At 69.6% G+C, this 23,738-nt stretch carries 26 protein-coding genes; 14 read left to right on the top strand and 12 right to left on the bottom strand.

The features are described 5' to 3' along the window. Nucleotides 1–36 precede the first annotated feature (36 nt). From crcB (T333_RS09810) to crcB (T333_RS09820), 3 genes are all read right to left on the bottom strand, one after another. Complete coding sequence (gene crcB, locus T333_RS09810; protein WP_355003803.1) at nucleotides 37–399, bottom strand: fluoride efflux transporter CrcB; 363 nt, start codon at nucleotides 397–399, stop codon at nucleotides 37–39. Then, nucleotides 396–758: a DUF190 domain-containing protein gene (locus tag T333_RS09815; RefSeq protein WP_355003804.1), complete on the bottom strand. Its 363-nt coding sequence runs from the start codon at nucleotides 756–758 to the stop codon at nucleotides 396–398. The genes crcB (T333_RS09810) and T333_RS09815 overlap by 4 nt, the downstream gene beginning before the upstream one ends. A 64-nt stretch (nucleotides 759–822) precedes the next feature. After that, nucleotides 823–1,302, bottom strand: a complete 480-nt coding sequence (gene crcB / locus T333_RS09820; RefSeq protein ID WP_496424284.1) for a fluoride efflux transporter CrcB — start codon at nucleotides 1,300–1,302, stop codon at nucleotides 823–825. A gap of 238 nt (nucleotides 1,303–1,540) precedes the next feature. Here crcB (T333_RS09820) and T333_RS09825 point away from each other — a divergent pair, with 238 nt between their 5' ends. Next, nucleotides 1,541–2,722 carry a lipase family protein gene (locus tag T333_RS09825; protein ID WP_496424760.1) on the top strand — a complete coding sequence of 394 codons (1,182 nt, stop codon included), beginning with the start codon at nucleotides 1,541–1,543 and terminating at the stop codon, nucleotides 2,720–2,722. A 110-nt stretch (nucleotides 2,723–2,832) separates the two neighbouring features. Here the strand turns inward: T333_RS09825 and T333_RS09830 are convergent, their stop codons facing one another. Beyond that, the gene (locus T333_RS09830) at nucleotides 2,833–4,326 is read right to left on the bottom strand and encodes an MFS transporter (RefSeq protein WP_496424285.1); all 1,494 of its coding nucleotides are present in this window, start codon (nucleotides 4,324–4,326) and stop codon (nucleotides 2,833–2,835) included. Nucleotides 4,327–4,444: 118 nt separating this feature from the next. Here T333_RS09830 and T333_RS09835 point away from each other — a divergent pair, with 118 nt between their 5' ends. Beyond that, complete coding sequence (locus tag T333_RS09835) at nucleotides 4,445–5,119, top strand: TetR/AcrR family transcriptional regulator (RefSeq protein ID WP_355003807.1); 675 nt, start codon at nucleotides 4,445–4,447, stop codon at nucleotides 5,117–5,119. A gap of 57 nt (nucleotides 5,120–5,176) precedes the next feature. Continuing rightward, nucleotides 5,177–6,475 (top strand): D-arabinono-1,4-lactone oxidase, encoded by a 1,299-nt coding sequence (locus T333_RS09840; protein WP_355003808.1) that lies wholly within the window; start codon nucleotides 5,177–5,179, stop codon nucleotides 6,473–6,475. Here T333_RS09840 and T333_RS09845 read toward each other — a convergent pair whose 3' ends face one another. After that, nucleotides 6,476–7,231 (bottom strand): SIR2 family NAD-dependent protein deacylase, encoded by a 756-nt coding sequence (locus tag T333_RS09845; protein WP_355003809.1) that lies wholly within the window; start codon nucleotides 7,229–7,231, stop codon nucleotides 6,476–6,478. It lies immediately after the preceding gene. Between the two features lie 105 nt (nucleotides 7,232–7,336). On the opposite strand from T333_RS09845, the gene T333_RS09850 reads away from it, so the two are divergent. The 3 genes from T333_RS09850 to T333_RS09860 all read left to right on the top strand — a co-directional run bounded on the left by T333_RS09850 (nucleotide 7,337) and on the right by T333_RS09860 (nucleotide 9,693). Next, nucleotides 7,337–8,245 carry an oxygenase MpaB family protein gene (locus tag T333_RS09850; RefSeq protein WP_355003810.1) on the top strand — a complete coding sequence of 303 codons (909 nt, stop codon included), beginning with the start codon at nucleotides 7,337–7,339 and terminating at the stop codon, nucleotides 8,243–8,245. A 590-nt stretch (nucleotides 8,246–8,835) separates the two neighbouring features. Further along, nucleotides 8,836–9,249, top strand: coding sequence for an arsenate reductase ArsC (locus T333_RS09855; protein WP_357256873.1), 414 nt, complete (start codon nucleotides 8,836–8,838; stop codon nucleotides 9,247–9,249). Nucleotides 9,250–9,300: 51 nt separating this feature from the next. Continuing rightward, complete coding sequence (locus T333_RS09860) at nucleotides 9,301–9,693, top strand: VOC family protein (protein WP_355003812.1); 393 nt, start codon at nucleotides 9,301–9,303, stop codon at nucleotides 9,691–9,693. Between the two features lie 118 nt (nucleotides 9,694–9,811). On the opposite strand, the gene T333_RS09865 is transcribed toward T333_RS09860, so the two are convergent. Further along, a complete protein-coding gene (locus T333_RS09865; protein WP_496424286.1) occupies nucleotides 9,812–10,540 on the bottom strand; it encodes a helix-turn-helix domain-containing protein in 729 nt (242 codons plus the stop codon). Between the two features lie 194 nt (nucleotides 10,541–10,734). On the opposite strand from T333_RS09865, the gene T333_RS09870 reads away from it, so the two are divergent. Then, nucleotides 10,735–11,208 (top strand): YiiD C-terminal domain-containing protein, encoded by a 474-nt coding sequence (locus tag T333_RS09870; protein ID WP_357256877.1) that lies wholly within the window; start codon nucleotides 10,735–10,737, stop codon nucleotides 11,206–11,208. A 20-nt stretch (nucleotides 11,209–11,228) separates the two neighbouring features. On the opposite strand, the gene T333_RS09875 is transcribed toward T333_RS09870, so the two are convergent. Continuing rightward, on the bottom strand, nucleotides 11,229–11,714 hold the full coding sequence (locus T333_RS09875) for a hypothetical protein (RefSeq protein WP_355003815.1): 486 nt from the start codon (nucleotides 11,712–11,714) through the stop codon (nucleotides 11,229–11,231). Between the two features lie 231 nt (nucleotides 11,715–11,945). Here T333_RS09875 and T333_RS09880 point away from each other — a divergent pair, with 231 nt between their 5' ends. Continuing rightward, nucleotides 11,946–12,905 (top strand): threonine/serine dehydratase, encoded by a 960-nt coding sequence (locus T333_RS09880; RefSeq protein WP_357256879.1) that lies wholly within the window; start codon nucleotides 11,946–11,948, stop codon nucleotides 12,903–12,905. A gap of 82 nt (nucleotides 12,906–12,987) precedes the next feature. Continuing rightward, nucleotides 12,988–13,533: a thioredoxin family protein gene (locus T333_RS09885; RefSeq protein WP_496424287.1), complete on the top strand. Its 546-nt coding sequence runs from the start codon at nucleotides 12,988–12,990 to the stop codon at nucleotides 13,531–13,533. Nucleotides 13,534–13,551: 18 nt separating this feature from the next. On the opposite strand, the gene T333_RS09890 is transcribed toward T333_RS09885, so the two are convergent. Together T333_RS09890 and T333_RS09895 are read right to left on the bottom strand one after the other, a co-directional pair. Further along, a complete protein-coding gene (locus T333_RS09890) occupies nucleotides 13,552–13,839 on the bottom strand; it encodes a hypothetical protein (protein ID WP_355003957.1) in 288 nt (95 codons plus the stop codon). A 175-nt stretch (nucleotides 13,840–14,014) separates the two neighbouring features. Next, nucleotides 14,015–15,181, bottom strand: a complete 1,167-nt coding sequence (locus T333_RS09895) for a hypothetical protein (protein ID WP_496424288.1) — start codon at nucleotides 15,179–15,181, stop codon at nucleotides 14,015–14,017. Between the two features lie 120 nt (nucleotides 15,182–15,301). Here T333_RS09895 and T333_RS09900 point away from each other — a divergent pair, with 120 nt between their 5' ends. The 3 genes from T333_RS09900 (at nucleotide 15,302) to T333_RS09910 (ending at nucleotide 18,290) form a co-directional block, all read left to right on the top strand. Further along, nucleotides 15,302–16,738 (top strand): amidase, encoded by a 1,437-nt coding sequence (locus T333_RS09900; RefSeq protein WP_496424289.1) that lies wholly within the window; start codon nucleotides 15,302–15,304, stop codon nucleotides 16,736–16,738. Nucleotides 16,739–17,000: 262 nt separating this feature from the next. Then, a complete protein-coding gene (locus tag T333_RS09905; protein ID WP_496424290.1) occupies nucleotides 17,001–17,894 on the top strand; it encodes a cutinase family protein in 894 nt (297 codons plus the stop codon). Nucleotides 17,895–18,050: 156 nt separating this feature from the next. Next, a complete protein-coding gene (locus T333_RS09910) occupies nucleotides 18,051–18,290 on the top strand; it encodes a hypothetical protein (RefSeq protein WP_496424291.1) in 240 nt (79 codons plus the stop codon). Nucleotides 18,291–18,295: 5 nt separating this feature from the next. Here the strand turns inward: T333_RS09910 and T333_RS09915 are convergent, their stop codons facing one another. Together T333_RS09915 and T333_RS09920 are read right to left on the bottom strand one after the other, a co-directional pair. After that, nucleotides 18,296–19,576, bottom strand: coding sequence for a glycosyltransferase 87 family protein (locus T333_RS09915; RefSeq protein ID WP_355003822.1), 1,281 nt, complete (start codon nucleotides 19,574–19,576; stop codon nucleotides 18,296–18,298). A gap of 83 nt (nucleotides 19,577–19,659) precedes the next feature. Further along, nucleotides 19,660–20,553 (bottom strand): ADP-ribosylglycohydrolase family protein, encoded by an 894-nt coding sequence (locus T333_RS09920; protein ID WP_496424292.1) that lies wholly within the window; start codon nucleotides 20,551–20,553, stop codon nucleotides 19,660–19,662. Between the two features lie 179 nt (nucleotides 20,554–20,732). On the opposite strand from T333_RS09920, the gene T333_RS09925 reads away from it, so the two are divergent. Then, nucleotides 20,733–21,548 (top strand): cyclase family protein, encoded by an 816-nt coding sequence (locus tag T333_RS09925; RefSeq protein WP_355003824.1) that lies wholly within the window; start codon nucleotides 20,733–20,735, stop codon nucleotides 21,546–21,548. A gap of 69 nt (nucleotides 21,549–21,617) precedes the next feature. Here the strand turns inward: T333_RS09925 and T333_RS09930 are convergent, their stop codons facing one another. Further along, entirely contained in the window at nucleotides 21,618–23,186 is a 1,569-nt protein-coding gene (locus T333_RS09930) for an FAD-binding oxidoreductase (RefSeq protein ID WP_496424293.1), read from the bottom strand. Nucleotides 23,187–23,399: 213 nt separating this feature from the next. Between T333_RS09930 and T333_RS09935 the strand changes: the two genes are divergently transcribed. Then, the gene (locus tag T333_RS09935; protein ID WP_357256899.1) at nucleotides 23,400–23,711 is read left to right on the top strand and encodes a hypothetical protein; all 312 of its coding nucleotides are present in this window, start codon (nucleotides 23,400–23,402) and stop codon (nucleotides 23,709–23,711) included. Nucleotides 23,712–23,738: the final 27 nt, after the last annotated feature.

Genomic DNA, 23,738 nt, shown 5'->3' on the forward strand with positions numbered 1-23,738 from the left:
CCTTCCAGGTCGGCTGCGCCCGGCTCGTCATCAGGATCATGCCCACAACCACTGGGTCGTGGACGCGGCAGCGTACACCGCGACCAAACAGGCCGTCACGCTGATCACGACATTGCCCACCGCGTAGAGGTAGGCGCCGTCCGCGACCAGCCGGATGGTCTCGTAGCCGAACGTGCTGAACGTCGTCAACGCGCCGCAGAAACCCGTTCCCGCCATCGCCAGAACCTCGCTGCTCGCGCTCGCGCCGATCAAACCGCCCAGCACCGCCGAACCGACAATGTTAACCGTCAAAGTTCCCAATGGCAGCAGGGATTCGAAACGAGCGGCCATCGCGCGATCGATCAGGTAGCGCAGTGGCGCGCCGACCATACCGCCGACCACGACGAGTACCGCCATCATCGGGCGACCCCGACGGCGGGCTGCCAGGTCTCCACCGGCGACAGCGTGACGGTCACGCCGGAGAGCACCTCGGCGTTCTCCGCCACGAACGAACGCAGCCGCTGCGGCTCGTCCACGATCATCACCTGCACGGGTAGGTGCTCGGCGAGGTCGAGGACGCGGCTGGTGTGGATGCGTGAGGACGCGCCATAGCCTTCCACGCCGCGCCACACGCTGGCGCCGGCCAGACCGGCGTCGCGGGCCCGGCGCACGATCTCGTGGAACAGGGGGCCGCGCCGCCACTTGTCGTCCTCGTCGAGCAGCACCGTCAATCGCGCGGCCTGCTGCCACCGACCCGCGTCCGCAGGTGAACCACTCATCGCCTGACCCCCTTCCGTCGTACGTACAAGCCGTCCACCGCGCCGCCTGCGGGCGCCGCGTCGTTCACTGTCGTCCACCGCGTCGCGGTCGTGTCGTGCCCGCCGAGAGCCGTGCCACCCCCATGCCGAGCCAGACCGCGGTGAGCGACGCCGCCACCGTCCCCCCGAGATAGCCGAGCGCCTCGATCGCGGCGCCTGATTCGAGCAGTCTACGAATCTCGAGGCTATAGGTCGAAAAGGTCGTGAAACCGCCCAGCAACCCGACACCGAGGAAGGGGCGCAGCAGTCTGTGGGCTACCCATACTTCGGTGATCAGAACCATCAGAATTCCGATCGAGAAACAGCCGACGACATTGACGACGAACGTCGACCACGGCACCTCGTCCGGCTGCGACGGCCAACGGAGACCGACGAGATAGCGCATCACGGCGCCGATTCCGCCGCCCACGGAGATCACCGCGAGCACCGCGGGCTCGACGGCCGGGGTGCGGGCTTGCGAGCCCATCTGCTGACCTCCTGCCGCGCCGAACGTCACCGGCGACATGCTATCGGTAGGACCACGCGGTCGGTTCGGGCGGGGACACGGGTGACGAACAGCCGCGTTCGTTGACATGCGTTCGGCCGCCGACTACGAATGCCCCGAAGGTTTTCGCCGCGATTCCACCCACCCTTACCCCTTCGGCACTGGAGCGACGATGGCGGCACGACGGGAAGTACCGGACGCGCGTCCGAGGGCGGCGGCAGCGCATCGCACTGGACGGCAGCAAACTTCGAGCACGGGCATACGCTCGGTGCGGCGACTGGCATTGGCGGCACTCGCGGCAGCGGCCTGTCTCGGGCACGCCGCGCCCGCGAGCGCGTCGCCGGTCTATCCCGTCCCCGACGCCGACGAGTTCTACTCCGCGCCAGCGGATTTGGCCCGATTTCAACCCGGTGACGTCGTGCGCAGCAGGATGGTGCCCGCCGCGAACTTCCCCGGTTCCACGGTGTGGCAGTTGCTGTTCCGCACCACCAACTCCGCGGACGAACCGATCGCGACGGTGACCACGGTGCTGGTACCGCCGGGCGGCGGGATCGACCGGCCGCTGGTGTCGTACCAGCCGTTCGTCAACTCGCTGGGCCTGCACTGCGCGCCCTCGCACAGCCTCTTCGACGGCAGCATGCGGGAGGCGCCCGCGTTGAATCTGCTGCTGGCCAGGGGCTGGGCCGTCGCGGTGCCCGATCACCTCGGCCCCACGAGCGCCTATGGCGCGGCCCAGCTCGGCGGCCGCATCACCCTCGACGGCATCCGCGCGGCCAAGCGCTTCGCCCCCGCCGATCTCGCGGGCAGCCCGGTGGGCATGACGGGCTATTCCGGCGGCGGCATGGCCACCGGATTCGCGGCGGCGCTCGCCCCGGAGTACGCGCCGGAGCTGCCGATCGTCGGCGTCGCGATGGGCGGCGTTCCGATGAACATGGACAAGCTCGCCCGCGATCTCGGCACCGCCCCGAACCCACTGTTCGGGCTCGGATTCGCGGTCACGATGGGCTTGGAACGCGAATACCCGCGGCAGGCGGCGATATCACGGCTGCTCAATCCGGCCGGGCGGGAGCTGCGCGACCAGATCGCCAACGCCTGCGCCGAGCAGATCATCAACGCGGGCGCGAACCGCAGTTTCTCCGACGTGTTCGACGGCTCGATGGACGCCGACCCGTCCACCGTCCGGGTCCTGCAGGAGAACAGCCTGGAGACATTCCCTGGCGTCCCGCGCGCTCCGATGTACGAGTGGCACGGCGAGGCCGACGAGATCGATCCGGACCTGGTCCGCGCGGTCGCCGCGCGCTACTGCCAGGCGGGCACGCCGGTGCAGCTCGACATCCTGCCCGGCGTCGACCACGGCGACGCGATCATCCAGGGGGCGCCGCGGGCCTTCGTCTATCTGTCCGATCGATTCGCCGGACTCCCTGCGCCGAGCAACTGCTGACGGTCACAGCACAGCGCCCGCGTCCGGTCGAAACCGGCGCGGGCGCTGTGTTGTTCGAATGTGGGCCCAGTGCGCGAGCACCGATGCTTCAGTGCGCGAGCACCCGTGACTCAGTGCGCGAGCACCGGCTCACCCTCCGCGGGCGCGGGCGCGGTGTTCGGCATCAGCACGGCCGAGAGCACGGCGCCGAGGACGAATGTCGCGGTCGCCCACCAGAAGCTGGTGGTGTAGCTCTCGATCTGCGCCTGCGCGACGGCCAGCGGGCCCGGCTGCGCGGTGGACAGGTAATCCGTGGCGGCCGAGGCGGCGATCGTGCTCAGCAGCGCGGTGCCGATGGAGCCGCCGACCTGCTGGCTGGTGTTGATCATGGCCGAGGCCACGCCCGCGTCCTCGTGCTGCACGCCGGAGGTCGCGCCCTGGAAGGCGGTCGCCATGGCGCCACCGAGGCCGAGACCCATCAGGATCAGCGCGGGCAGGATGTGCGTGCCGTAGCCGGTGTCCAGGCCGATCCGGGTCAGCCAGGCCATGCCCGCCGCGGCGATCAGGAAGCCGGCCGTGACGACGATCTTCGGACCGAACTTGGGCAGCAGCAGGGAGGGCGCGGTGGTCGAGGAGACGATCATGGCCGCCACCATCGGCAGGAACGCCACGCCGGTCTTGATCGGCGAGTAGCCCAGGCTCAGCTGCATGTAGTAGGTCAGGAACAGGAAGATCGCGAACATGCCGATGCCCATCACGAACACGGTCATGTAGGAGCCCGCGCGGGTGCGGTCGAGCAGGATGCGCAGCGGCAGCAGCGGATGCGCGACCCGGGCCTCCAGCCAGACGAACACCGCGAGCAGCGCCGCGCCGCCGAGCAGGAAGGCCAGCGTGACGCCGTTGGTCCAGCCGTCGGTCTCCGCGTGCGAGAAGCCGTAGACGATGCCGAACAGCGCGGCGGTCACCACGGCGGTGCCGGGAATGTCCAGCTTGGGCCGCTCCGCACTGACGTGCTTGGCCAGCAGCAGCACCGCACCGACCAGCGCGACGGCCGCGAAAGCGAGGTTGACGAACATCACCCAGCGCCAGTTCGCCCACTCGGTGAGCGCGCCGCCGAGCAGCAGACCGATCGCGCCGCCGGTACCGGCGACCGCGCCGAAGATGCCGAATGCCTTGGCGCGCTCGGACGGTTCGGTGAAGGTGACGGTCAGCAGCGAGAGCGCGGCGGGCGCGAGCAGCGCGCCGAACACGCCCTGGCCGACGCGGGACGCGACGAGCACCTCGAAGTTGGGCGCGGCGCCGCCGACGGCCGAGGCGACGGCGAAGCCGACAAGGCCGACGATGAAGGTGTTGCGGCGGCCGAACAGGTCGCTCAGTCGTCCGCCTAGCAGCAGCAGGCTGCCGAATGCCAGCGCGTAGCCGGTGATCACCCACTGGCGGTCGGCGTCGCTGAAGCCGAGGTCCTGCTGGGCGGCGGGCAGTGCGATGTTCACCACGGTGGCGTCGAGCACCACCATCAACTGTGCGACGCCGAGCACGGCGAGCACCCACCAGCGCAGCGCGTGTGAGCCGCGGCGCTGGGCTTTCTCGGGGGCCGGCGCCCCACGGTCGATCGCGGTAGTCATAGGTCCCCTCGAAGTCAGGTCGACGATGCGGAGGTAATATCTCCGCTTACCGATAGAAGCTATCACGTTAACGGAGACAACGCCTCCACTTAATCCCGGTCGTTGCTAGCATGGGGGTGTGAATCCCGCCACTGCCCCTTCTCCGCCTCGACGCCTGCGCGCCGACGCCGCGCGCAATCAGCAGCGCATCGTCGCCGCGGCGCGCGAGTTGTTCGCCGACCACGGACTCGAGATCACCCTCGACGACGTCGCCGAGAAGGCCGGTGTCGGCGTGGGGACGGTGTACCGGCGGTTCGCGAACAAGAAGGAGCTCATCGCCGAGGTCTTCGAGCAGCACATCGGCGAATTCGCCGTCGCCGCCGAGGACGCGGCGCAGCATCCCGACCCGTGGCTGGGACTCGTCCAGTTCTTCGAGTACGCCTGCCAGCACCTGGCGAACAATCGCGGGTTCAGCGAGGTCATGCTCGAACTCGAGGAGGATCCCGAGCGTTTCGCGGCGCTGCGCGATCGCATCAAGCCGACCGTCGCGGCCGTCATCGAGCGAGCCCGCGACGCGGGGTCGCTGCAGCCCGACATCGAGGCGAGCGATTTCTTCGCGCTGATCCACATGGTCGACGCGCTCGCCGAGTTCGCCAAGCCCGTCGATTCCGAGGTCTGGCAGCGCTACGCCGCGATCATGCTGAACGGGGTGCGCGCCGAATCCATCCCGCGCATGCCGCTGCTCGTTCCGCCGCTGACCGACGAAGACGTCGAAGCCGCGAAGGCGCACGCCTGCCTGGGACGTCGCAGGTAATTCGAAAAACCGAGCTCGGGTAGCGCGCGTCACAGTCGATGCCCTAAAGTTGGACGCATGACCAATTCGTGGGTGAACTGGGCCGGCGATCAACACTGCGCACCGGCGAGCATCGCGACCCCGCGCGACCACGACGAACTCGCCGAGCTGCTGGCGAGCGCGACCGACCGCGGACAGACGGTCCGCGTCGCGGGCGCGGGTCACTCCTTCACCGACACCGTCTGCACCGACGGGCTGCTGCTGAACCTCTCCCGGATGAACCGCGTCCTCGAGCTCGACACGGCGACCGGGCTGGCGCGAGTCGAGGCGGGCATCACGCTCAACGCGGCCAGCACCGCACTGCATGCTGCCGGGCTCGCCTTCCCCAACCTCGGCGACATCGACGTGCAGACCATCGCGGGCGCGACCGCGACCGGCACACACGGCACCGGAGCGACCCTACAGAACATCTCCGCCGCACTGCATTCCGTCGAGCTGATGCTCGCCGACGGCAGCCGGATCGAGGTCGACGCCGAGAACGATCGCGACGGCTGGCGGGCGGCGCGGGTCAGTGTCGGCGCGCTCGGCGTGGTCACCGCCGTGACGCTGCAGCTGGTGCCCTCGTTCGTGCTCGAAGGCATCGAACGACCGGTGCCGGTGGACGAGGTGCTCGCCGATCTCGATTCCTATGTCGACGACAACGAGCACTTCGAGTTCTACATGTTCGCGCACAGCCCGCTGGCGATGACCAAGCGCAACAACCGCGTCGAGCTGCCCGAGCAGCCGCGCGGCAAGATGATGGACTGGTTCGCCGACATCCTCATGTCCAACTACGCGTTCGACGCGCTGTGCCGCTTCGGCAAATGGCAGGCCGGAGCGATCCCGTGGATCCACCGCGGCGCCGCCTACGCGGGCAGCTACCGCCGCCAGGTGGATCGCTCCTACCGAGTGTTCGCCTCGCCCAGGCTGTTTCGGTTCACCGAGATGGAATACGCCATCCCGCGCGAGCATTCGGTCGCGGCCATCCGGGAGATCAAAGAGGTCTCGGCCCGTTTCCAGACGCCGATGCCGATCGAGGTGCGCTGGGTCGCCCCCGACGACGCCTTCCTCTCCCCCGCGGGCGGCCGCGACACCTGCTACATCGCCGTGCACCAGTACCGCGGCATGGAGTGGGAGCCGTACTTCCGCGCCTGCGAAGAGATCTTCGACCGCTACCAGGGCCGCCCGCACTGGGGCAAGCGCCACTTCCAGACCGCCGACACCCTGCGCGAGCGCTACCCGGACTGGGACCGCTTCACCGAGGTCCGCCGCCGCTTCGACCCCAAGGGCCGCTTCGCCAATCCCTACCTCGACCGCGTCCTCGGCCCCGTCGGCTGATCAGTTCCCCTCGGCGCCGAGAATCTCGGCGACCAAGCGGGGGACGGCGGTGCCGATGGGTTCGCGGACGACTTCGGTGGCGAGGTCGTCGTAGGGGGTCGGTTCGGCGTTGACGATGACCAGGTCGGCGCCCGCGCGGACGGCGACGGCGCACATCGAGGCGGCGGGTTCGACCTGTAGCGAGGTGCCGATGGCCAGGAAGATGTCGCTGGTCTCGGCGGTGAGCGCGGCCTTGGTCAGGCTGCGGTGGTCCATCTGCTGCCCGAACATGATCGTCGCGGCCTTGAGGATGCCGCCGCACTCGGGGCACGGCGGATCGGGCTCGCCCGCCGCGACGCGCTCCAGAGTGGCGGCCATGCTCGTCTCGAAATCGCACTCCACGCAAACGACCTCGAACATATTGCCGTGGATCTCGATGACCCGCTCGGGCGCCGAGCCCGCGCGCTGGTGCAGGCGGTCGATGTTCTGGGTGATGATCGTGACCGCGCGTCCGGCCTCGGCCAGCTCGGCGAGCGCCTTGTGCGCGGCGTTCGGGGTCGCCTGCCAGGCGGGGTTGTCGCGCCTGGCCAGCCACGCGCGCTGCCGCAAATCCGGATCGGCCAGGTAGTTGTCGTAGGTCGAGAGCAGTTCGGCGATCGGGTCTTTCGTCCACACCCCGCGCGGCCCGCGGAAATCCGGGATCCCGGAATCGGTGGAAATGCCCGCGCCGGTGAGGACGCCGATCCGGCCGGTGCGCTCGCGCCACTGCGTACTCATGGCAGCCAGCGTAAGCGAGGACGAATTCCGCCGCGCCAAGAGAATGAGAGATTGGTATGATAATCATCTCATCGTTCTGAAGTGGGTCGATCAAAGGAGATCGCAATGACCGCGTCCGCCGCACTCGAAACCACCGCGCGGGAGCTGCCGCCACGCCGCCCCTTCGCGCCGGGCACCAGGATGTGGGACGAGACGGGGCTGATCACGTTCTCGCTGACCGCCGGATCCGCCTTCCTCCTCCAGACCATGGAGCCGACCATCTCCGCAGTCGTCGACGAGCACTCCACCTTCCGCACCGATCCCATGGGCCGCGCCGTACGCAGTCTCTCCTCGGTGATGATGTGGGTCTACGGCGGCGAGGAGGCGCTCGCCGAGGCCGACCGGCTGCGCGCGATGCACGCCTCGCTGAACACCACCGACGCCGCGGGCGTCCGGCACAAGGCGCTGGCCTCCGGGCCGTGGGCCTGGGTGCTGCACACCGGAACGTTCGCGTTCACGGAGAGCGCGAAGTACTTCGGCCGCCGCCCCCTCACCTACGCCGAGAAGGAGGCGTACTACCAGGAGACGCTGCAGCTGATGCGCAACTTCTCGGTGGCGCCCAAAGAGGTTCCGGAGAACTACGCCGCGTTCGAGAAGTTCTTCGACGACATGGTCGAGAACCACCTGGAAGAAACACCCACCGCGCACGACTACCTGCGGGTGATCCGCTCGGTCGCGCCGCCCAAGCAGCTGCCGCGCGCGCTGGCGCCGCTCTGGCGCACCGCTGTCGCGCCGATCGGACGGATGCAGTACTTCGTCACGGTCGGCACTACGCCGGAGCCCGCGCGGCGCAAGCTCGGCCTCACCTGGACCGCCGCCGACGAACGCAAGCTGCGGGTGCTCGGCTGGCTGATCGGGCGGATCGTGCCCCTGCTGCCCGAGCGGGTGCGCTACTTCCCCATCGCCTACGAGGCGCGGCGGCTCGAGCGCGACCGGGCGCGGCTGCGCAAGGTGATCGATCTGCGCCCGATCTGAGCAAGCGCGACCGACCGCCGCGACGCCATACGGACGTCGCGGCGGTTTGCCGTTCCGGCCGGGCTAGGTATTGGCGACGTGGCCGGAAATCGCCTTGCCCACGAGAGCGATTCGGATTGCGCTCCGCGACGACCGCGGACATGAGGCCGTCGGATTCTGCGATGGTGGCGTCCGTCTCCGACGCCGCGGGTGGCGTTTGCCTCCGACGCCGCGGCTCGATACGCGAAGGCATGGCCAGGATTTCGGAGGACCCATTCACCCAGCGCGGCAAGAGCTCTCGATGACCCGTTGTCGCCAGCCGAGTTCCCCGACCGACCGGTCCGTTCTTACCCTTACGCGTTCCTCCACCGCGGCAACGACTTCTGAGCCCATCGCCTCTAGCAGCGCGAATGCCCCGCCACAACGCGCACAACAGAATCAAGCGGCACCCACAGGTGCCCCATCCTCGCCGGGCGATCGCCCGTATCCCTTACGCTACGACAGCGTTTCGACCCGAGCCTCCCGGACGGCACGCACCGGGACCATTCCGCGCCGTCGGACGGGTCCGGCCACCGCATCACCCGAGCATTGCCCCACCGAAAGGCGTCCCGATGGCCCACAAGCCCAGTGTGCTGTTCGTCTGCGTGCACGACGCAGGCCGATCCCAGATGGCCGCCGGGTTTCTGACCGCTCTCGCCGGTGATCGCATCGAGGCCAGGTCCGCGGGCAGTGCGCCTGCGGCCGAACTGAATCCGGTCGCGGTCGAGGCCATGGCGGAGGTCGGCATCGACATCGCGGACAACACGCCGAAGAAGGTGACCGACGAGGCCGTCGGCGTCTCCGACGTGGTGATCACCATGGGGTGTGGCGACGCCTGCCCGTTCTTCCCCGGCATCAGCTACCGCGACTGGATACTGCCCGATCCGGCCGGACAGACCATCGAGGTGGTCCGCACTATCCGCGACCGGATCCGCATCCTGGTCGAGAACCTCATCGCCGAACTGGTGCCCGCGCCGACGCACTGAGTGTCCGATTTCTTCAAGACCGAACCCACTCGCCGCCCGTACGCTGCCAATATGACACCGCAACTGGACTTCATCGGCATCGTCACCTCGAACATGGTGGCCTCGCTGGCCTTCTACCGCCGCCTCGGCCTGGAGTTCCCCGCCGACGCGGAAACCCAGCCGCACGTCGAAGCCCAGCTCGCCGGCGGGCTTCGCCTCGCCCTCGACACCGAGGACACGGTTCGTTCCTTCTACGCCGACTGGGAGCCGCCGACCAGCGCGGGCCGCATCGGCCTCGCCTTCCGCTGCGCCGACGCCGCCGAGGTGGACTCCGTCTACGCCGACCTTGTCTCGGCGGGCTACCAGGGCGAGCTGAAGCCGTGGGACGCGCCGTGGGGCCAGCGCTACGCCGTCATCCAAGACCCTGATGGCAACGGGATCGATTTGTACGCGCCGTTGGGCTGAGATTTCCCGGCGCGCCGCCTGGCCGGACGGGTGAACGCCTCCTTGCCGAGGCAACTCGCTGTGCGACGTCCTGCACCACGCGGCCGGTCGACCGGAAATCGCCGTACCGCGCGGATCGCTAGGCGTCGGTCGCTCGAGCACTCGCGCGGCGGGCCGCCCACTCGCTCAGCGTCATGCCCGCCAGCTCCCGCATATCGCGGGACAGATGCGCCTGGTCCGCGTATCCGGCGGCGATCGCGACATCGGCGGGCGGTGTGCCCGCGTGCACGGCGGCCAGCGCCCGCTGGAGGCGCAGGATGCGGGCCAGTGTCTTGGGTCCGTAGCCGAAGGCGGCCAGCGAACGGCGGTGCAGCAGGCGGGCCCCCACGCCCGCGGCGTCGGCGGTCGCGGCGACCGACCGGCCCGCGTGCAGTGCCGCGACGACGCGGCGCAGCAGCGGGTCGGGCGGCTCGGCCTCGGCCGCGCGGCGCAGCGCGATGGACTCGAGCGCGGCGGCCCGGTCGGGCGCGTCCGAGACCCGGCCCGCGAGTTCTCGCACGGTCGCCGCGGGCCACAGATTCGCCAATTCGACGCGCTGGTCCCGCAATTCGTGCGCCGGCACGCCGAGCAAGGCGGGCGCGGTGCCGGGAAAGAACCGCAAGCCCGTGTATCGCGCGGGCTTCGGACTGCCCGCGGGATGCGCGGTGGTGTCCGGCCCCGCGACGAAGAGCGTGCCGTCCCGCCACAGCAGGTCCATACAGCCGTCCGGCAGGACGGGCAGGGGTTCCTCGACGCGGGTCACGGTGCGCGTCCACAGCACCGCGCCGTCCAGTCGGGACGGGCGCTCGCGATAACCGTCGTCGCCCACGGTCCCGAGGCTACTCAGCGGCGCCGACAACCGCGATTGCGCGGCGCACCGCCCGTTTCCTAATCTGAGGGCACCCGCCCTCGCCGAGGGCGGGACCGGTGAATCAAAGACGACGAGGTCCGCGGCGGGCAGGCGCGCGGACGCCGTGCGGCCGATGGCACGCCGGACCGCACGCGCGAAAGGAATCGGTCCGCATGACCGACAACAGCACCGACGACGCCCCTCCGTTCGTCGACATCATCAACGGCGCCTTGGAGTTCACCATCCCCGCGGCCGCGAAGATGGGCGTCCAGGCGGTCGAGGTGCGCCGCGGGTTCGCCGCGACGACGGTGCCGCTGGAGGGCAACGGCAATCACTTCGGGGTGATCTACGCGGGCGTCCAGTTCACCGTCGCGGAGGTGCTCGGTGGCGCGATCGCCGTGGCGACGTTCGACAATTCCGCCTACTACCCGCTGGTGAAGGGCTTCGAGATCAAGTTCGTCGGCATGGCGAAATCGCAGCTGCGCGCCGAGGCCACGCTGCCGGAGGAGGAGATCGCGCGAATCGAGGCCGAGGCGGCCGAGCGCGGCAAGTCGGACTTCACCTTGGAGTCGGTCGTCACCGACGCCGAGGGCAACACCGTCGCGGTGACCAAGGGCCTCTATCAGCTGCGCGCCCACGGCAAGTAGCGCGGGCGGCACTCGTGGACTCAGTTCGGCGCGAGCCCGCGCGGCACGACGCGGATGTAGCGCAGTTCGGCCGCGGTGACCGCGTTGTCCCCGTCCACGCAGCCGACGGTGACCTCGGTGGCGGGCGGCGAGGAGAAGGTCCACAGTGTGATCCACCGTGCGCCCGCGACGACCTCTTGTTTCTTCGGCTCCGACGAACGTAGGTCCTCGTTTCGACCGTTGTTGTCGGTTACCGCGCAGCGCACGCTGTCGACGGCGGTCCCCCATTCCGCGGGAACCTTGATTTCCATAATCGCGTCGGCCGGAATGGGCACCGTTTTCGTCTCGCCGAGCGGTATGTGCACTCCCGCGGAATCGACGTTTTGCGACGCGGCGGCCGTCGTCGTTCCCGCCGCTTTCGCCGGTGCCGCGGTCGAGGTAGCCGCGGTATCGGCGGAAGTGCCTCCGGAACAACCCGATACCGCGACGGCCAACAGTGCGGGCACCGCCATCCAACTCGATTTCACGGATCGACCTCTCTTCATCCCGTGCGCTCGGCAGCGGGTCGGACCAGCGAACGAAACAGAGCATGACAGCTTCTCCCCTGGCCGACCGGTAATCCGCGCCGTATTCGCGCAATTGGTTGGCAAATCGCGTGTTCGGCGGGCGAAATTCGCGCCGCGCGCGGCTGACTATGATCGCGTTCGCCTGATGAAGCGGAGGTACGCCTTCACGCCCGACGACGCCGGAGGAGCCCGATGGACCCGCACCCGACGAAACTTGGCTACGACGACATCGAGGCGGCCGCCCAGCGCATCGCGGGACGCGTCCGACCCGTCACCCTCGCGCCCACCGACCCGCAGGACGACGGGTCGCCCGGCCACTGGCTGGCCCTCGAGTTCCTCCAGCACACCGGGACGTTCAAGGCCAGGGGCGCGCAGAACTTCCTCCAGGCGCACCGCGAGGCGGGCAGCCTGCCCGACTCCGGCGTCACCATCGCCTCCGGCGGCAACGCGGGCATGGCCTGCGCGTGGGCGGCGCGCAGCCAGCACGTGCCCGCCACGGTCTTCCTGCCCGCCACCGCGCCGACGGTGAAGATCGACAAGCTGCGCGGCTACGGCGCGGACGTCCGGCTGGTCGGCGAGCAGTACGCCGACGCGCTCGCGGCCTGCCACGCCTTCGCCGAGTCCAGCGGCGCGCTGCTCTCGCACGCCTACGACAACCCGCTCATCGCCGCGGGCGCGGGCACCCTGCTGACCGAGATCCATCGGCAGCTGCCCCGGCTGGACACCGTCGTCGTCGCGGTCGGCGGCGGCGGTTTGTTCGCCGGGATCGCGACCGCGGCGGCCCATTACGGCGTCCGCGTGGTCGCCGTGGAACCGCGGAACTGCCGTGCGCTGCACGCCGCGCTGGCGGCGGGCGCGCCCGTCGACGTCGCGGTCGACTCGGTGGCCGCCGACGCGCTCGGCGCGCGGCGCGTCAGCGAACTGGCCCTCGTCGCGGCCCACTCGGCGGACTCGGTCTCGGTGCTGGTCTCGGACGAGGACATCCTCGCGACCCGCAGGGCCCTCTGGGCCGAGCATCGCTTGGCGGTCGAACACGCCGCCGCGACGGCCATGGCCGCGCTGACCTCCGGCGCGTACCGCCCCGCGCCCGGCGAGCGGGTGTGCGTCGTGCTGTGCGGCGCCAACACCGATCCGGCCGATCTGACGAAGTGACGCGCTCGTGACAGACCGTTCGAGAGCACCCGCGGGCTCCGCGACCGCATTACCCTCGTAAGGGAACCGGACGGAGGCAGCTATGGCACTCGAATCCCTGATGGTCCCGCTGGGCACACCCGCCCCCGAATTCGCGCTGCCCGACCTGGACGGCCGGACGCACCGGCTGTCCGATTACGCGAACGGTCCCGGACTGCTGGTCGTCTTCGCCTGCAACCACTGTCCGTACGTGAAGCACCTCGAGAACGAACTCGGCGCGGTGATCGACGCGTCGGGCGTGCCCGCGGTGGCGATCTGCACCAACGACGCGGACGCCTACCCGGACGACAAGCCGGAAGGCCTTCGCGCACAAGCGGAACGGGCCGGGTGGACGTTCCCGTACCTCATCGACGCAACACAGTCGGTCGGCCGCGTTTTCGGTGCGGCGTGCACCCCGGACTTCTTCCTCTACGACGCGAACCTTCTGCTGGCCTATCGCGGCGCGTTCGACGAATCCACACCGGGCAACGGCAAACCCGTCACCGGCTCCGAGCTGCGCGCCGCACTCACCGCGGTGCGCGCAGGCAAGCCCGCGCCGGAGCCGCAGCGACCGAGCATGGGCTGCTCCATCAAGTGGCGCGCCGTCTGAGCTACGCCGGGCTCGGTCTCAGCCGACGACCGCGTTCATGATGGTGCCCGCGCTGGTGGCGACGGTGCCGCCGATCATGGCTCCGGCCACCATCTTCGGCGACTGGAGGCCGCCGCCCGTCCACTTCTCCCAGGCGAACCGGCCACCCGCGTAGATGATGGCGGCGATACCCGAGAGCAGCACGAACCAGGTGAGATAGCGAACCATCTGGAGAATCTTGTCCGAGATGGGCGGGGCCTCGGGTGTCGGGTTCCCGACCTGGGCCAGCACTGTGCCGTACACGTCATGTGCAGTAGCGAGAATCATGCTCACAGCCGTACCCCTCTTCTGATGTCGGCGACAGTTCGAGAACGCCGTCGAAATCTTACCGCGCTCAGCCCGGAAACGTTGGGGTGCAGCGTGTTTCGCGGTCAATACCGACCGGTCTCAATTGAACATTCCGGCCGAGGACGCACTCCGCGCCGTGGTACACCGCTGGAACTCAGTTTCCGCAGCCGATCCCCTCGAACTCGGCGGTCGTTCGGAGCTCGGTGCGCGGGTAGTAGTCCCCCATCTCCGCGGCCGGATCGTCCGCCGGCGCACGTTGGATGGAATGCGCGAAAACCGTGTCGGGCAACATGTTCCGCATCAGCAGCGTGGTGGTGAGTCCGGCCGTGGGCAACCACGCGACGCCGCAATAGCGGGTCGCGTTCGCGGGCCGGTCGGCGCGGTCGGACACCACGACGGTGAACCAGCCCCGCTCGTCGACCGGCGTCTCGTCGTCGACGATACAGGCCGAAACACGGGTGGTGGCAAGCTCGTTCGAGCACATCGACCAGTACCGCAGTTGCGCGAGCGTCATGGTCGCCTGGCCGCGGTAGGTCCCGGGAGTCGTCGGCAGTTTGGCACGGACGACCGCGACCTGTCCCGCTCGCGGCGCGACGTGCGAGGCGAGATAAGTGTTGTCCGGATTGGCGAACACGCCGTCGCCGCTCGTCTTGGACCACACGCGGTAGTCCGGACCCGGCACGCCGGGGGGCAGCTGCTGACCGCCGGACAGGCGCGCGGAAGACGTATCGATCGCCCCCTTGGCCGTCGTGCATGCCGGAAGCGCGCGCGGGCCGTCGGCCCCGTGCACGGTGATCTCTGGCAACGGCTCCCCGCCGAGCGGATCGCGTCCCTCGTCCACGCGGTAGACCCGGTAGATGATCAGCGCCACCCCGGAATCCGCGTAGAGGGTGTTCGGCGCGGGTCGCTCGGGCCGGGGGCCTGGCAGCACCCGCACGGTGAAAGAGCGTTCGGTCGCGGCGCGGTCCGCCCCGGGCCGGAACGGGTTGACGCTGCCCGGATCCGGATCGATGCGCAGGTCGTCCAGGCCGTCCAAGGTCCGCGATCCCTGATAGCTGGTGAACGAGATGTACCGGCCGTGCGGGTATCGGCCGCGCAGGGTGAGGCCCTCGGCGGGCAACCCGGGGACGGCGGCCATCCAGTAGTTGGCGAAGGTGTCGGGCAGCGCGACGTTCAGCGTGTCGGCGCCGATCCTTCTGCTCCACCCGCAGTCCGTCAACGGCCCGGCCTGCGCGGGCGGCGTCAGCGCCATCGGCGCCGCGGTGGAACCTACGACAGCGACGACCGCGAGCACGCGGCGCAGTACGGCGATCATGTTCACGCGCGCCAGTATCACCCGTGAACGGCGCGGATCCCCTTGACACTCCCCAGGGCGCGTCATCTAATCGGACAACTGAACGTGCGTCCACGTGAACGCACCGGCCCCACGAGAGGGAATCCGATGAACGAGCAACCCGGCGACCGACCGCGGTACACCGGAGTGCTCGGCCAGGCCGAGGCCATCCGCACCGGTCGAATCTCGGCGGTCGAACTCACCGAGCAGACCCTCGCGCACATCGGCCGCGTACAGCCGCGGCTCAACGCCTTCGTCACCGTGCTCGCCGAGGAAGCGTTGGCGCAGGCCCGCACCCGCGACGACGACCAGGCCGCCGGGCGCGCACTCGGCCCGCTGCACGGCGTGCCGATCGCGATCAAAGACGAGGTCGACGTCGCGGGCGTCCGCACCACCTACGGCGGCGCCGCGGTGACCACCCCCGCCGCGGCCGACTCGGAGATCGTGCGACGGCTGCGCGCGGCGGGCGCGATCATCGTCGGCAAGACCGCGATGCCGGAGTTCGGCACCTGGCCGTTCACCGAATCCGCGGCGCACGGCTACACGCGCAATCCCTGGGACACCACCCGCAGCACGGGCGGCTCCAGCGGCGGTTCGGCGGCGGCGGTGGCGGCGGGCGTGGTGGCGGCGGCCACCGGCGGCGACGGCGGCGGCTCGATCCGGATTCCGGCGGCCTGCTGCGGCTTGTTCGGTTTGAAGCCGCAGCGCGGGCGGGTCAGCACCGCGCCCAACGGTGATCTGTGGCGCGCGCTCGGCACGCTCGGCGTGCTGACCAGGTCGGTCGCCGACAGCGCGCTGCTCTACGACGTCATCAGCGGCAGCGTCGCCGGGGATCGCTGGCACGCGCCCGCGACGACGACCTCGTTCTCGGCGACCGCCCCCGCGACCCCCTTGCGGATCGCTGTGTCGGTGCGATCCGCCGTGCCGTTGACCCGCCTCGACCCCGAGTGCGCCGCGGCGCTGCGCTCGATGGCCGACACGTTGACCGAACTCGGCCACCACGTCGAGGAATTCGAGCCCGACTATCCCGACGCCACGCCCGCGTTCTTCCCACAGTTCCTCGGCGGCATCAGAGAGGAGGCCGATCGCGTCGACCGTCCCGATCTGCTCGAGCGCCGCACTCGCACGCTCGCGGCCACCGCGCGTGTGCTCGCCCCCGAACCGGTGCTGCGCTGGGCGGAACGCCACGGCGAACGGGTCGCCGCCCGGGTCCACCGCGTTTTCGAACGCTACGACCTCGTACTCACCCCGACCTTGCCGCAGTTGCCGCCGCCGGTCGGCAGGCTGGACGGCGCGGGCGCGCTACACGCGATCCTGCGCAGCATGCCGATGACCGCCTACACCGCGATGTGGAACGTGTGCGGCAACCCGGCCGCCGCGATCCCCGCGGGCTGGTCGGATTCCGGACTGCCGCTCAGCGTCCAGCTGGTCGGCCGTCCCGACGGGGAGCTCGAAATCCTGCGCGTCGCAGCACAAATCGAAAAGGCGAGGCCGTGGGCGCAGCGTTGGCCGGAAGTAGCGGAAGCCGTCGCCCGAATTCGCTGATGAGAGCGGGGCGCCGGTCGAAAACCTCGACTTCGGTGATCTGTATCACCATTCCGGCCAATTGTGTGCCGTCCCACATCTGCGCTACTCTCGCATGCATCTGAGACCCCGTGGTCTCAAAGCCGCCTCCCACGGGCTTGGCTCCGCCTTCCCTCCGGCCGTGCGCGGGTTTTGTCCGGCAGCGCCGTCCGAGGTCGTCCGCGGGGGCGGATTCGTCAAGGGGAAAGCCCCCGGCGGGGCGTGCAGCAAGGGGAGCGGCACCATGCGATCCACACTTCTTCGTGCGGTCATCGGCATCTCGGCGATGGCGTTGTCCACCATTTCCGTCGGCGGCGGGGCACAGGCCGATCCTGGCTGTCCGAACATGTACGTCGTCGCGATTCCGGGCACCTGGGAGAGCGACGAGCACCGGCCCGGTCCCGGCATGCTCGCCGGAGTGACCGACGGCCTGCCGTCCTCGGTGCGCGTCGACTACGTCAGCTACGCCGCGACCGCCTTCCCGTGGGAGGGCGACGTGTACGGCGCGTCCAAGAAGGAAGCCGTCGACAACGCCCGCGGTCTGCTCGCCGCGATGGCGCGCCAGTGCGGCGCGACCAAGCTCGCGCTGGTCGGTTACAGCCAGGGCGCCGACGCGGCGGGCGACGTGGCCGCCGAGATCGGCACCGGGCTCGGCGTGGTGCCGCCGCAACGCGTCGCGGCGGTCGGTCTCATCTCCGACCCGCGCCGCTCCCCCACCGACGCGTTGATCGGCCCGCCGGTCGGCGGCGCGGGCGCGGGCGGTCCCCGGGTGGGTGGCTTCGGCTGGGTCACGCCGCAGACCCGCACGATCTGCGCGGTCGGCGATCTCTACTGCGCCACCGCCGCCGACGACTTCGTCACCAGGTTCGCCGGTTTCCTGGCCCAGAGCTCCAGCCCCGATCTGGCCAACATGTGGCGCTACCAGCTCGAATTCGGCACCATCGTCAACGATCTGATGGCGCGCGGCGGCGTCGCGCTGTTGCAGAACCAGCTCTCGGACTCCGCCAACGAGGAACGCCGCAGGAAGCTCGAGGAGTTCTACCGCTCCGAGGCGCACACCCTCTACGGCAGCTACCCCGTCGGCGGCGGCGAGACAGCGCTGTCCTGGATGCACGAGTGGCTGGCGTCGCTGGCCTGAGCAGGGCCGATTCTCAGCGCTTTCTCATCGAACCGAGTACTCGTGGCTCAGGAACGGCCCGTTGAATCAATCGCGGCTGCCCCGCCCGGCTCCTCTACACCGGGCGGTAGGCAGCGCCAAACTCGGTCCGCGCCAACACCGCTCCGGAGATCGCCGATGATCACGATCCGCTACCTCTCCGTCGAGCACTGGCACATCGGGCGCGAGATCCGATTGGCCGCGCTGGCGGGCTCGCCGCCCGGCACGTTCGGCTCCACCCTCGAAGATGCGGTCGCCTGGCCCGATCAGCGCTGGCGGCAATGGGTTTCCGACCGGGTGCTCGTCGTCGCCGAGCGGGCGGGCAGCGTTGTCGGGTCGGCGGCTTTAGTGCGCGATGCCGATGATCGGCCTATGTGAACCGGCTACGAGACCGGCTGGAACACTTCCTGCCGGACTCGCGCCGGTGGGACCGCCGCCGCCTTGCGCCTGGAGGTCGCCAGGAACAACAACACCAGCAGCACACTCAGCCACACGTAGGTATTGCCGATCACGTGCTGCCATGGCGTCCAGAGCGACTCGCGCTGTTCGCCGTTGGGTAGCCAGTTCTGCGGCCCGTAGACGAAGACCGCACCGACGGCGGCGGCGACCGCGTACCAGCCCAGCGCACGCCGCCACGGCAGCCGGATCGCGGAGCCGATCACGGCGAACAGCGCGGGCGCGATCCAGATCCAGTGGTGCGACCACGATATCGGCGAGACCAGCAGGGTGAAGACCGCGTTGATGGCCAGCGCGAGCGCGGGAGCGTCGGCCGCGCGCCGCATCGCGAGCACGACCAACGCGAGCAGGGCCGCGCCGACCACCAGCCAGACGATGGTGAAAGCGGGCTCGGGCACCCGCAACCGGGCGAGCACCGCCTGGATCGACTGGTTGGTGTGGAACGCCGAGCCGCTCAGACCGTCCACGTTGCCGAGGCCGCCGAACCAGTACTTCACCGAGGTGCTCGGCAGCACGAGGAAGCTCAGCGCGGTCGCGGCGGCGCCGGTGACGGCGGCGGTGATCGCCGACTTGTAGTCGCGGCGAACCAGGAAGAACAGGACGAATGCGGCAGGGGTCAGCTTGATCGCCGCGGCGATGCCGATCAGCATGCCGCGCCGCCACTTCGGTTTCTCGGTCAGGCAATCGGCCGCGACCAGCGCCATCAGCAGCAGGTTGACCTGGCCGAAATCCAGCGTCGCCCGGGTCGGTTCCAGCAGCATGGCCAGCGGCGCCGCGCAGGCGGTGGCGAACAGCGCGAGCCGCCGCGCATTCTCACCGGGCCAGACCCGCCGCGCGACCAGGTACAGCGTCACGGTCAGCGCGGCGACCGAGGTGACGAAGAAGGCGAAGGCCGCGATGTCCCAGGGCAGCAGCGCGAACGGCGCGAGCACCAGGGCGGCGAACGGCGGATAGATGAAGGGCAGTCCGATGCCGATCGTCGTCTGCGGGAGTTGCCCGTACATGTCGCCGCCGTCGCGCAGCGTTTCGACGCCCAGACGGTAGACCTGCAGGTCGATGAAGCCGCCGGTGATCTCCTTGAACGGCCAGAGCGGCTGCGTCAGACACAGCGCGGTGAACGCGACGAGCAGCGCAGGCACAAGCCAGACCACACGCCCGAACCGGCGGGTCGACGACATCGGCACATCACAGGCGGCGGAACTACTCATCCGCGGCGACTATACCGACCTGCGCGCCGGTGTTCGACGGGTGGCGCGGGATCGGCGCTGCCCGGTGAATTGCCAGCCGATAACTATCCTCGGCGCGGCGCGGACCCGCCGAGCGTGACGCCCGACCAGTCCGGCAGTTCCTCGCATCGCCGCAGCCATTCGTCCGGGATCGTCGCGCCGCGCGCGCCGAGGATGCCGCCGACGATCGCGCACGTCGTGTCCACGTCGCCGCCCGCGCCCGCGGTGGCCCAGCACGCCTCGGCGAAGTCGTCGAAGCGTGCGGCGATCCACAGGCAGAACGGCACCGTGTCGGGAGCCGAGACCTCGCGGCCGTTGCCGAGCGCGCGGGCGGCCTCGGCGGGATCGGCGTCGAGCAAGTCGCGCGCGACGCTGATCCCGTCGCCGACCGCGCTCGGCGGTATGCGCGCGGCGACCGCGTCGAGTAGATCAGCGCCGCGCAAATGCGTGCTTGCCGCGGCGAGCGCCACGGCGATCGCGCCCGCGACACCCTCGGGATGGGCGTGCGTGATCTCGGCCGAGGCGGCCGCGTCGTCGATCAGCCGGTCCAGGTCATCGGCGAAGTAGGCGCCCAACGGAGCGACCCGCATGGCCGCGCCGTTGCCCCAGGAGCCCGTCCCGCCGAACGAGGCGGTCGCCAGCTCGCGCCAGTCGCCGCCCTCCTGCCGGATGAGGCGCAGCATGCGGTTGGCGCTCGGACCGTAGCCGCGGTCGAAATCGTGGTGTTCGGCGAAGGACGCGGCGAGCGCGTCCTGGTCGACGCGGCCGTGGCGCTCGAGGACGGCGACGATCGAGCAGGCCATCTCGGTGTCGTCGGTCCACCACCACGGATCCGGCGGCAATTCGCGCGCACGCAGCGCGGGCAGGTTGTCGGGGACGAAGAAGCAGCCGCCGAACGCGTCGCCGACGGTGAGCCCGCGCAGCGACGCGACGGCGCGGGTACGGCGGTCGGCGATCATTGGCGCGATTCTGCCCAGCGGCAGGGACGTTCGCCAGCTGTCGAGGTTGGGACCGGTAATCTTCGGTCTGGGTCGTCGGATGTCGGCGGTCCAAGGGCACCGCCCAGCACGCGCGTTAGCGAGCGCCGCCGCTCGCCGAGAGTTCAGGTACACCATGCAGCAGATCCGGAACCGCTGACATGTGCGCGCCGCGAATCGTCCAACTCGCCCACGAGAACGCCGCCCGGCCCAGCCGCCGCGCGCTCTTCGCCGCCGCGGGGCTCACCGCCCTCGCCGCCACCGCGCCGCCCGCGCGCGCGATCCCGCCCTCCCGCGGCGTCCTCGACCTCACCCACACCCTGAGTTCGCGACTGCCGACCTGGCCCGGCAGTCCGCCGTTCACGATGGTGCCCGTCGCCGGGCACGCGCTCGGCGGATTCGGCCAGAACGCGCTCGCCTTCTGGGAGCACTCGGGCACCCACCTGGACGCGCCCGCCCATCGCGTGCCGGGCGGTGCGACCACCGACGCATTGGCGGTCACGGATCTCGTTGCGCCGCTGGTGGTTATCGACATCAGCGCGCGGGCCGAGCGCGACGCCGACGCGGCACTCACCATCGACGACATCGAGAACTGGCAGTCCGTACACGGCCGCATCCCCGAACGGGCCTTCGTCGCAATGTATTCCGGTTGGGAGCGCCTCATCCACGATGCCGCCGCCTTCCTCAATCTCGATGCCCATGGTGTGCCGCACGCACCGGGCATCGCGCCCGACGCCGCGGCGTACCTCGTGGAGCGCTGCGGGGTCGTCGGAGTCGGGGTGGACACGCTGAGCCTGGACCACGCGCTCAGCCGAGATCACGGCGCGCACACCGCGATTCTCGGTGCGGGCCGCTACGGGGTGGAGATGCTGGCGAATCTCGGCGCGGCGCCCGCTTCGGGTGCGACGGTGGTTGTCGGAGCGCCGAAGCATTCGGGTGGGACTGGGGGGCCGTGTCGGGTGATCGCGCTTACCTGAGGGTCGGTTGGAGGCCGAGCGTCTAGAGCAGGGCGCAGGCGTTTCGCCGAGCGTCCGAGTTCGCCGCTGTCACCAGTCCGGTCGACCGATCGACAGTGCGTGCTGGAAGACCCCGCGTGGATCCCAGGTCTGCTTGATACGCAACAACTTCGGGTAGTTGTCGCCGTAGTAGAAGCGGTGCCACGGCACACCGGAGGTGTTCCAGCGCGGGTCCGCCAGATCGGGGTCCGGGTAGTTGACGTAACTTCCACCGTTGTCCGCGTTGGGAACCGGTACGCCCCCGGTCGCCTGGTATACCTCGCGGAAGAGTTCACGCGCCCACCGCAGATGTTGCTCGTCACCCTCGGGTAGTCGCCACGCGGCGTGAATCAGCATCTGGGCGAACGCGTTTCGCGCTGGAATCGCCGTCGCATCGGACGCGACGGCATTGACGGCCCCGCCGAAGGGCAGGAACTCCACCTCTGTCTCGCCGAGCACAGCGAGATCCGTCAGGTACCGGTAGAACACCCGCAGCTGATCCTCGGAGTACGCGCGCCGCAGGTAAGCCGCTTTCACCTTGACGCGTGGCGTCGACAGACCTTTCGGGTAATACACCTGCCGCACCGTGTCGGGATACGACAACTGCGCGACCGGCTGTACGACCGGAATGGCGTCCACTCCGTCGAGCACCGCACCGAGGAACTCGTCGAATTGCGCTCGGGCGTCTGGCGAATCTGCATCCAACAAGACCAGCAATTGCGCGAACCCTGTGCCTACCGTCCGGAAACTCAACGGCGCGTACAGCCCCGCGAACCGATTGCCCGGCGCATTGTTGCGCTCGAAGAACGACAGATAGTTCCCCAGCAGCCGAACGAACGCTGCCTCGCTCATCAGCGGCAGCACCACCCGCGAATTAAACATCGCATCAGGCGATTTCGGCAGCGCCGTCACCGGATCGGCCCCATCGGAGAGCGGCGCACGCAACAGATACCGCGTCACCACACCGAAATTGCCGCCGCCGCCACCGGTGTGCGCCCACCAAAGGTCCGCATCCGGACCATCTTTGGTCGCCAGCACCACCCTGGCCGCCCCATCGGCGCCGACGGTGACGACCTCGACCCCGTACAGAAAGTCGGCGACCAGCCCGAGCCGTCGCGACAGCGGTCCGTACCCGCCACCGCTCATGTGCCCGCCCGTGCCGACGCCCAGGCAGATCCCCGCCGGAATCGTCACGCCCCAGCTCCGATTCAACACCTCGTACACCGAACCGAGTTCCGCACCGGCGTCCACTGAGAACGCCCGGTGCGTCTCATCCCAGCGCACCTCGTTCATTCGCCCGAGATCGATGATCGACCGCGTCTGCGCCGAGTCCACGAAATCCTCGAAGCAGTGCCCGCCCGATCGCACCGCCAACCGCGACCCCGCCGCGACCGCCCGCCCCACCGCATCCCGCACCTGCTCGGCCGAAGCCGGCACATAGATCCGCTCCGGCCGCGCCACGAAACGCTTGTTGTACCCGCGCAGCGCCAACGGCAAATACTCCGGATCTCTCGCCCCCACCACCCGCAATTCGGCAGCCCCCGCCACCGGCGCCCCAACTACCGCCCCAGCCCCACCGACCGCCGACGCAACCAAGAACCGTCGACGCGACAGTGTCATGAATTTCCCCTAACCATCAGGATTGACGAGCGCCACCGTATCCCCCGAACGTCCCCGGGAAAAGACGACAGGCCTATACCTCGCACCCTGCTCGCGCACGAGCCTTCCGACACGGACGTCACAATTGCCCACGGCAAGATCGGCGATGGCGCTACGCTGACGTGGCACTCACTTCGGTCCGAACAGCAAGTCGAGACACGCAGGGAGGACGCCATGGGCGAAGACGACCGCTCGCCGGACCGCGATGACACGTCCCCGAACGTGACCAGCGATGACGATTCCGATCGGGTGCCGACACATCACCACACGATCACCGAGGACGACATCGAGGTCACGTACCTCGCGTCCGAACTTCGCCGATATTCGCGGATCCAAGGTGGCACAACGCTGATCATTCAAAACCCCGAGGATCGGTGGGACTTCGCTGACGAACGACCTGATTTGCCGCTCCCGCAGCCGCTGCCGACGGACGGCAGCCAGGACGTAGGCCGCCCCGGCGGCGGGGACATCTGGAACAACCCTTGAGCGGGCGATAGGCCCGTTCGACGTCGC

Source organism: Nocardia sp. CNS-044 (assembly GCF_059570515.1).

Excerpts from the sequence above, each read along its gene's own strand:
- T333_RS09850 (WP_355003810.1), top strand. The coding sequence starts at position 7,337 with ATGACCGCGTCCGCCGCACTCGAAACCACCGCGCGGGAGCTGCCGCCA.
- T333_RS09890 (WP_355003957.1), bottom strand. The coding sequence starts at position 13,839 with ATGATTCTCGCTACTGCACATGACGTGTACGGCACAGTGCTGGCCCAG.
- T333_RS09920 (WP_496424292.1), bottom strand. The coding sequence starts at position 20,553 with ATGATCGCCGACCGCCGTACCCGCGCCGTCGCGTCGCTGCGCGGGCTC.
- T333_RS09855 (WP_357256873.1), top strand. The coding sequence starts at position 8,836 with ATGGCCCACAAGCCCAGTGTGCTGTTCGTCTGCGTGCACGACGCAGGC.
- T333_RS09840 (WP_355003808.1), top strand. The coding sequence starts at position 5,177 with ATGACCAATTCGTGGGTGAACTGGGCCGGCGATCAACACTGCGCACCG.
- crcB (WP_496424284.1), bottom strand. The coding sequence starts at position 1,302 with ATGTCGCCGGTGACGTTCGGCGCGGCAGGAGGTCAGCAGATGGGCTCG.
- T333_RS09925 (WP_355003824.1), top strand. The coding sequence starts at position 20,733 with ATGTGCGCGCCGCGAATCGTCCAACTCGCCCACGAGAACGCCGCCCGG.
- T333_RS09935 (WP_357256899.1), top strand. The coding sequence starts at position 23,400 with ATGGGCGAAGACGACCGCTCGCCGGACCGCGATGACACGTCCCCGAAC.
- T333_RS09900 (WP_496424289.1), top strand. The coding sequence starts at position 15,302 with ATGAACGAGCAACCCGGCGACCGACCGCGGTACACCGGAGTGCTCGGC.
- T333_RS09880 (WP_357256879.1), top strand. The coding sequence starts at position 11,946 with ATGGACCCGCACCCGACGAAACTTGGCTACGACGACATCGAGGCGGCC.
- T333_RS09885 (WP_496424287.1), top strand. The coding sequence starts at position 12,988 with ATGGCACTCGAATCCCTGATGGTCCCGCTGGGCACACCCGCCCCCGAA.
- T333_RS09860 (WP_355003812.1), top strand. The coding sequence starts at position 9,301 with ATGACACCGCAACTGGACTTCATCGGCATCGTCACCTCGAACATGGTG.
- T333_RS09930 (WP_496424293.1), bottom strand. The coding sequence starts at position 23,186 with ATGACACTGTCGCGTCGACGGTTCTTGGTTGCGTCGGCGGTCGGTGGG.
- T333_RS09905 (WP_496424290.1), top strand. The coding sequence starts at position 17,001 with ATGCGATCCACACTTCTTCGTGCGGTCATCGGCATCTCGGCGATGGCG.
- T333_RS09830 (WP_496424285.1), bottom strand. The coding sequence starts at position 4,326 with ATGACTACCGCGATCGACCGTGGGGCGCCGGCCCCCGAGAAAGCCCAG.
- crcB (WP_355003803.1), bottom strand. The coding sequence starts at position 399 with ATGATGGCGGTACTCGTCGTGGTCGGCGGTATGGTCGGCGCGCCACTG.
- T333_RS09915 (WP_355003822.1), bottom strand. The coding sequence starts at position 19,576 with ATGAGTAGTTCCGCCGCCTGTGATGTGCCGATGTCGTCGACCCGCCGG.
- T333_RS09815 (WP_355003804.1), bottom strand. The coding sequence starts at position 758 with ATGAGTGGTTCACCTGCGGACGCGGGTCGGTGGCAGCAGGCCGCGCGA.
- T333_RS09870 (WP_357256877.1), top strand. The coding sequence starts at position 10,735 with ATGACCGACAACAGCACCGACGACGCCCCTCCGTTCGTCGACATCATC.
- T333_RS09910 (WP_496424291.1), top strand. The coding sequence starts at position 18,051 with ATGATCACGATCCGCTACCTCTCCGTCGAGCACTGGCACATCGGGCGC.
- T333_RS09845 (WP_355003809.1), bottom strand. The coding sequence starts at position 7,231 with ATGAGTACGCAGTGGCGCGAGCGCACCGGCCGGATCGGCGTCCTCACC.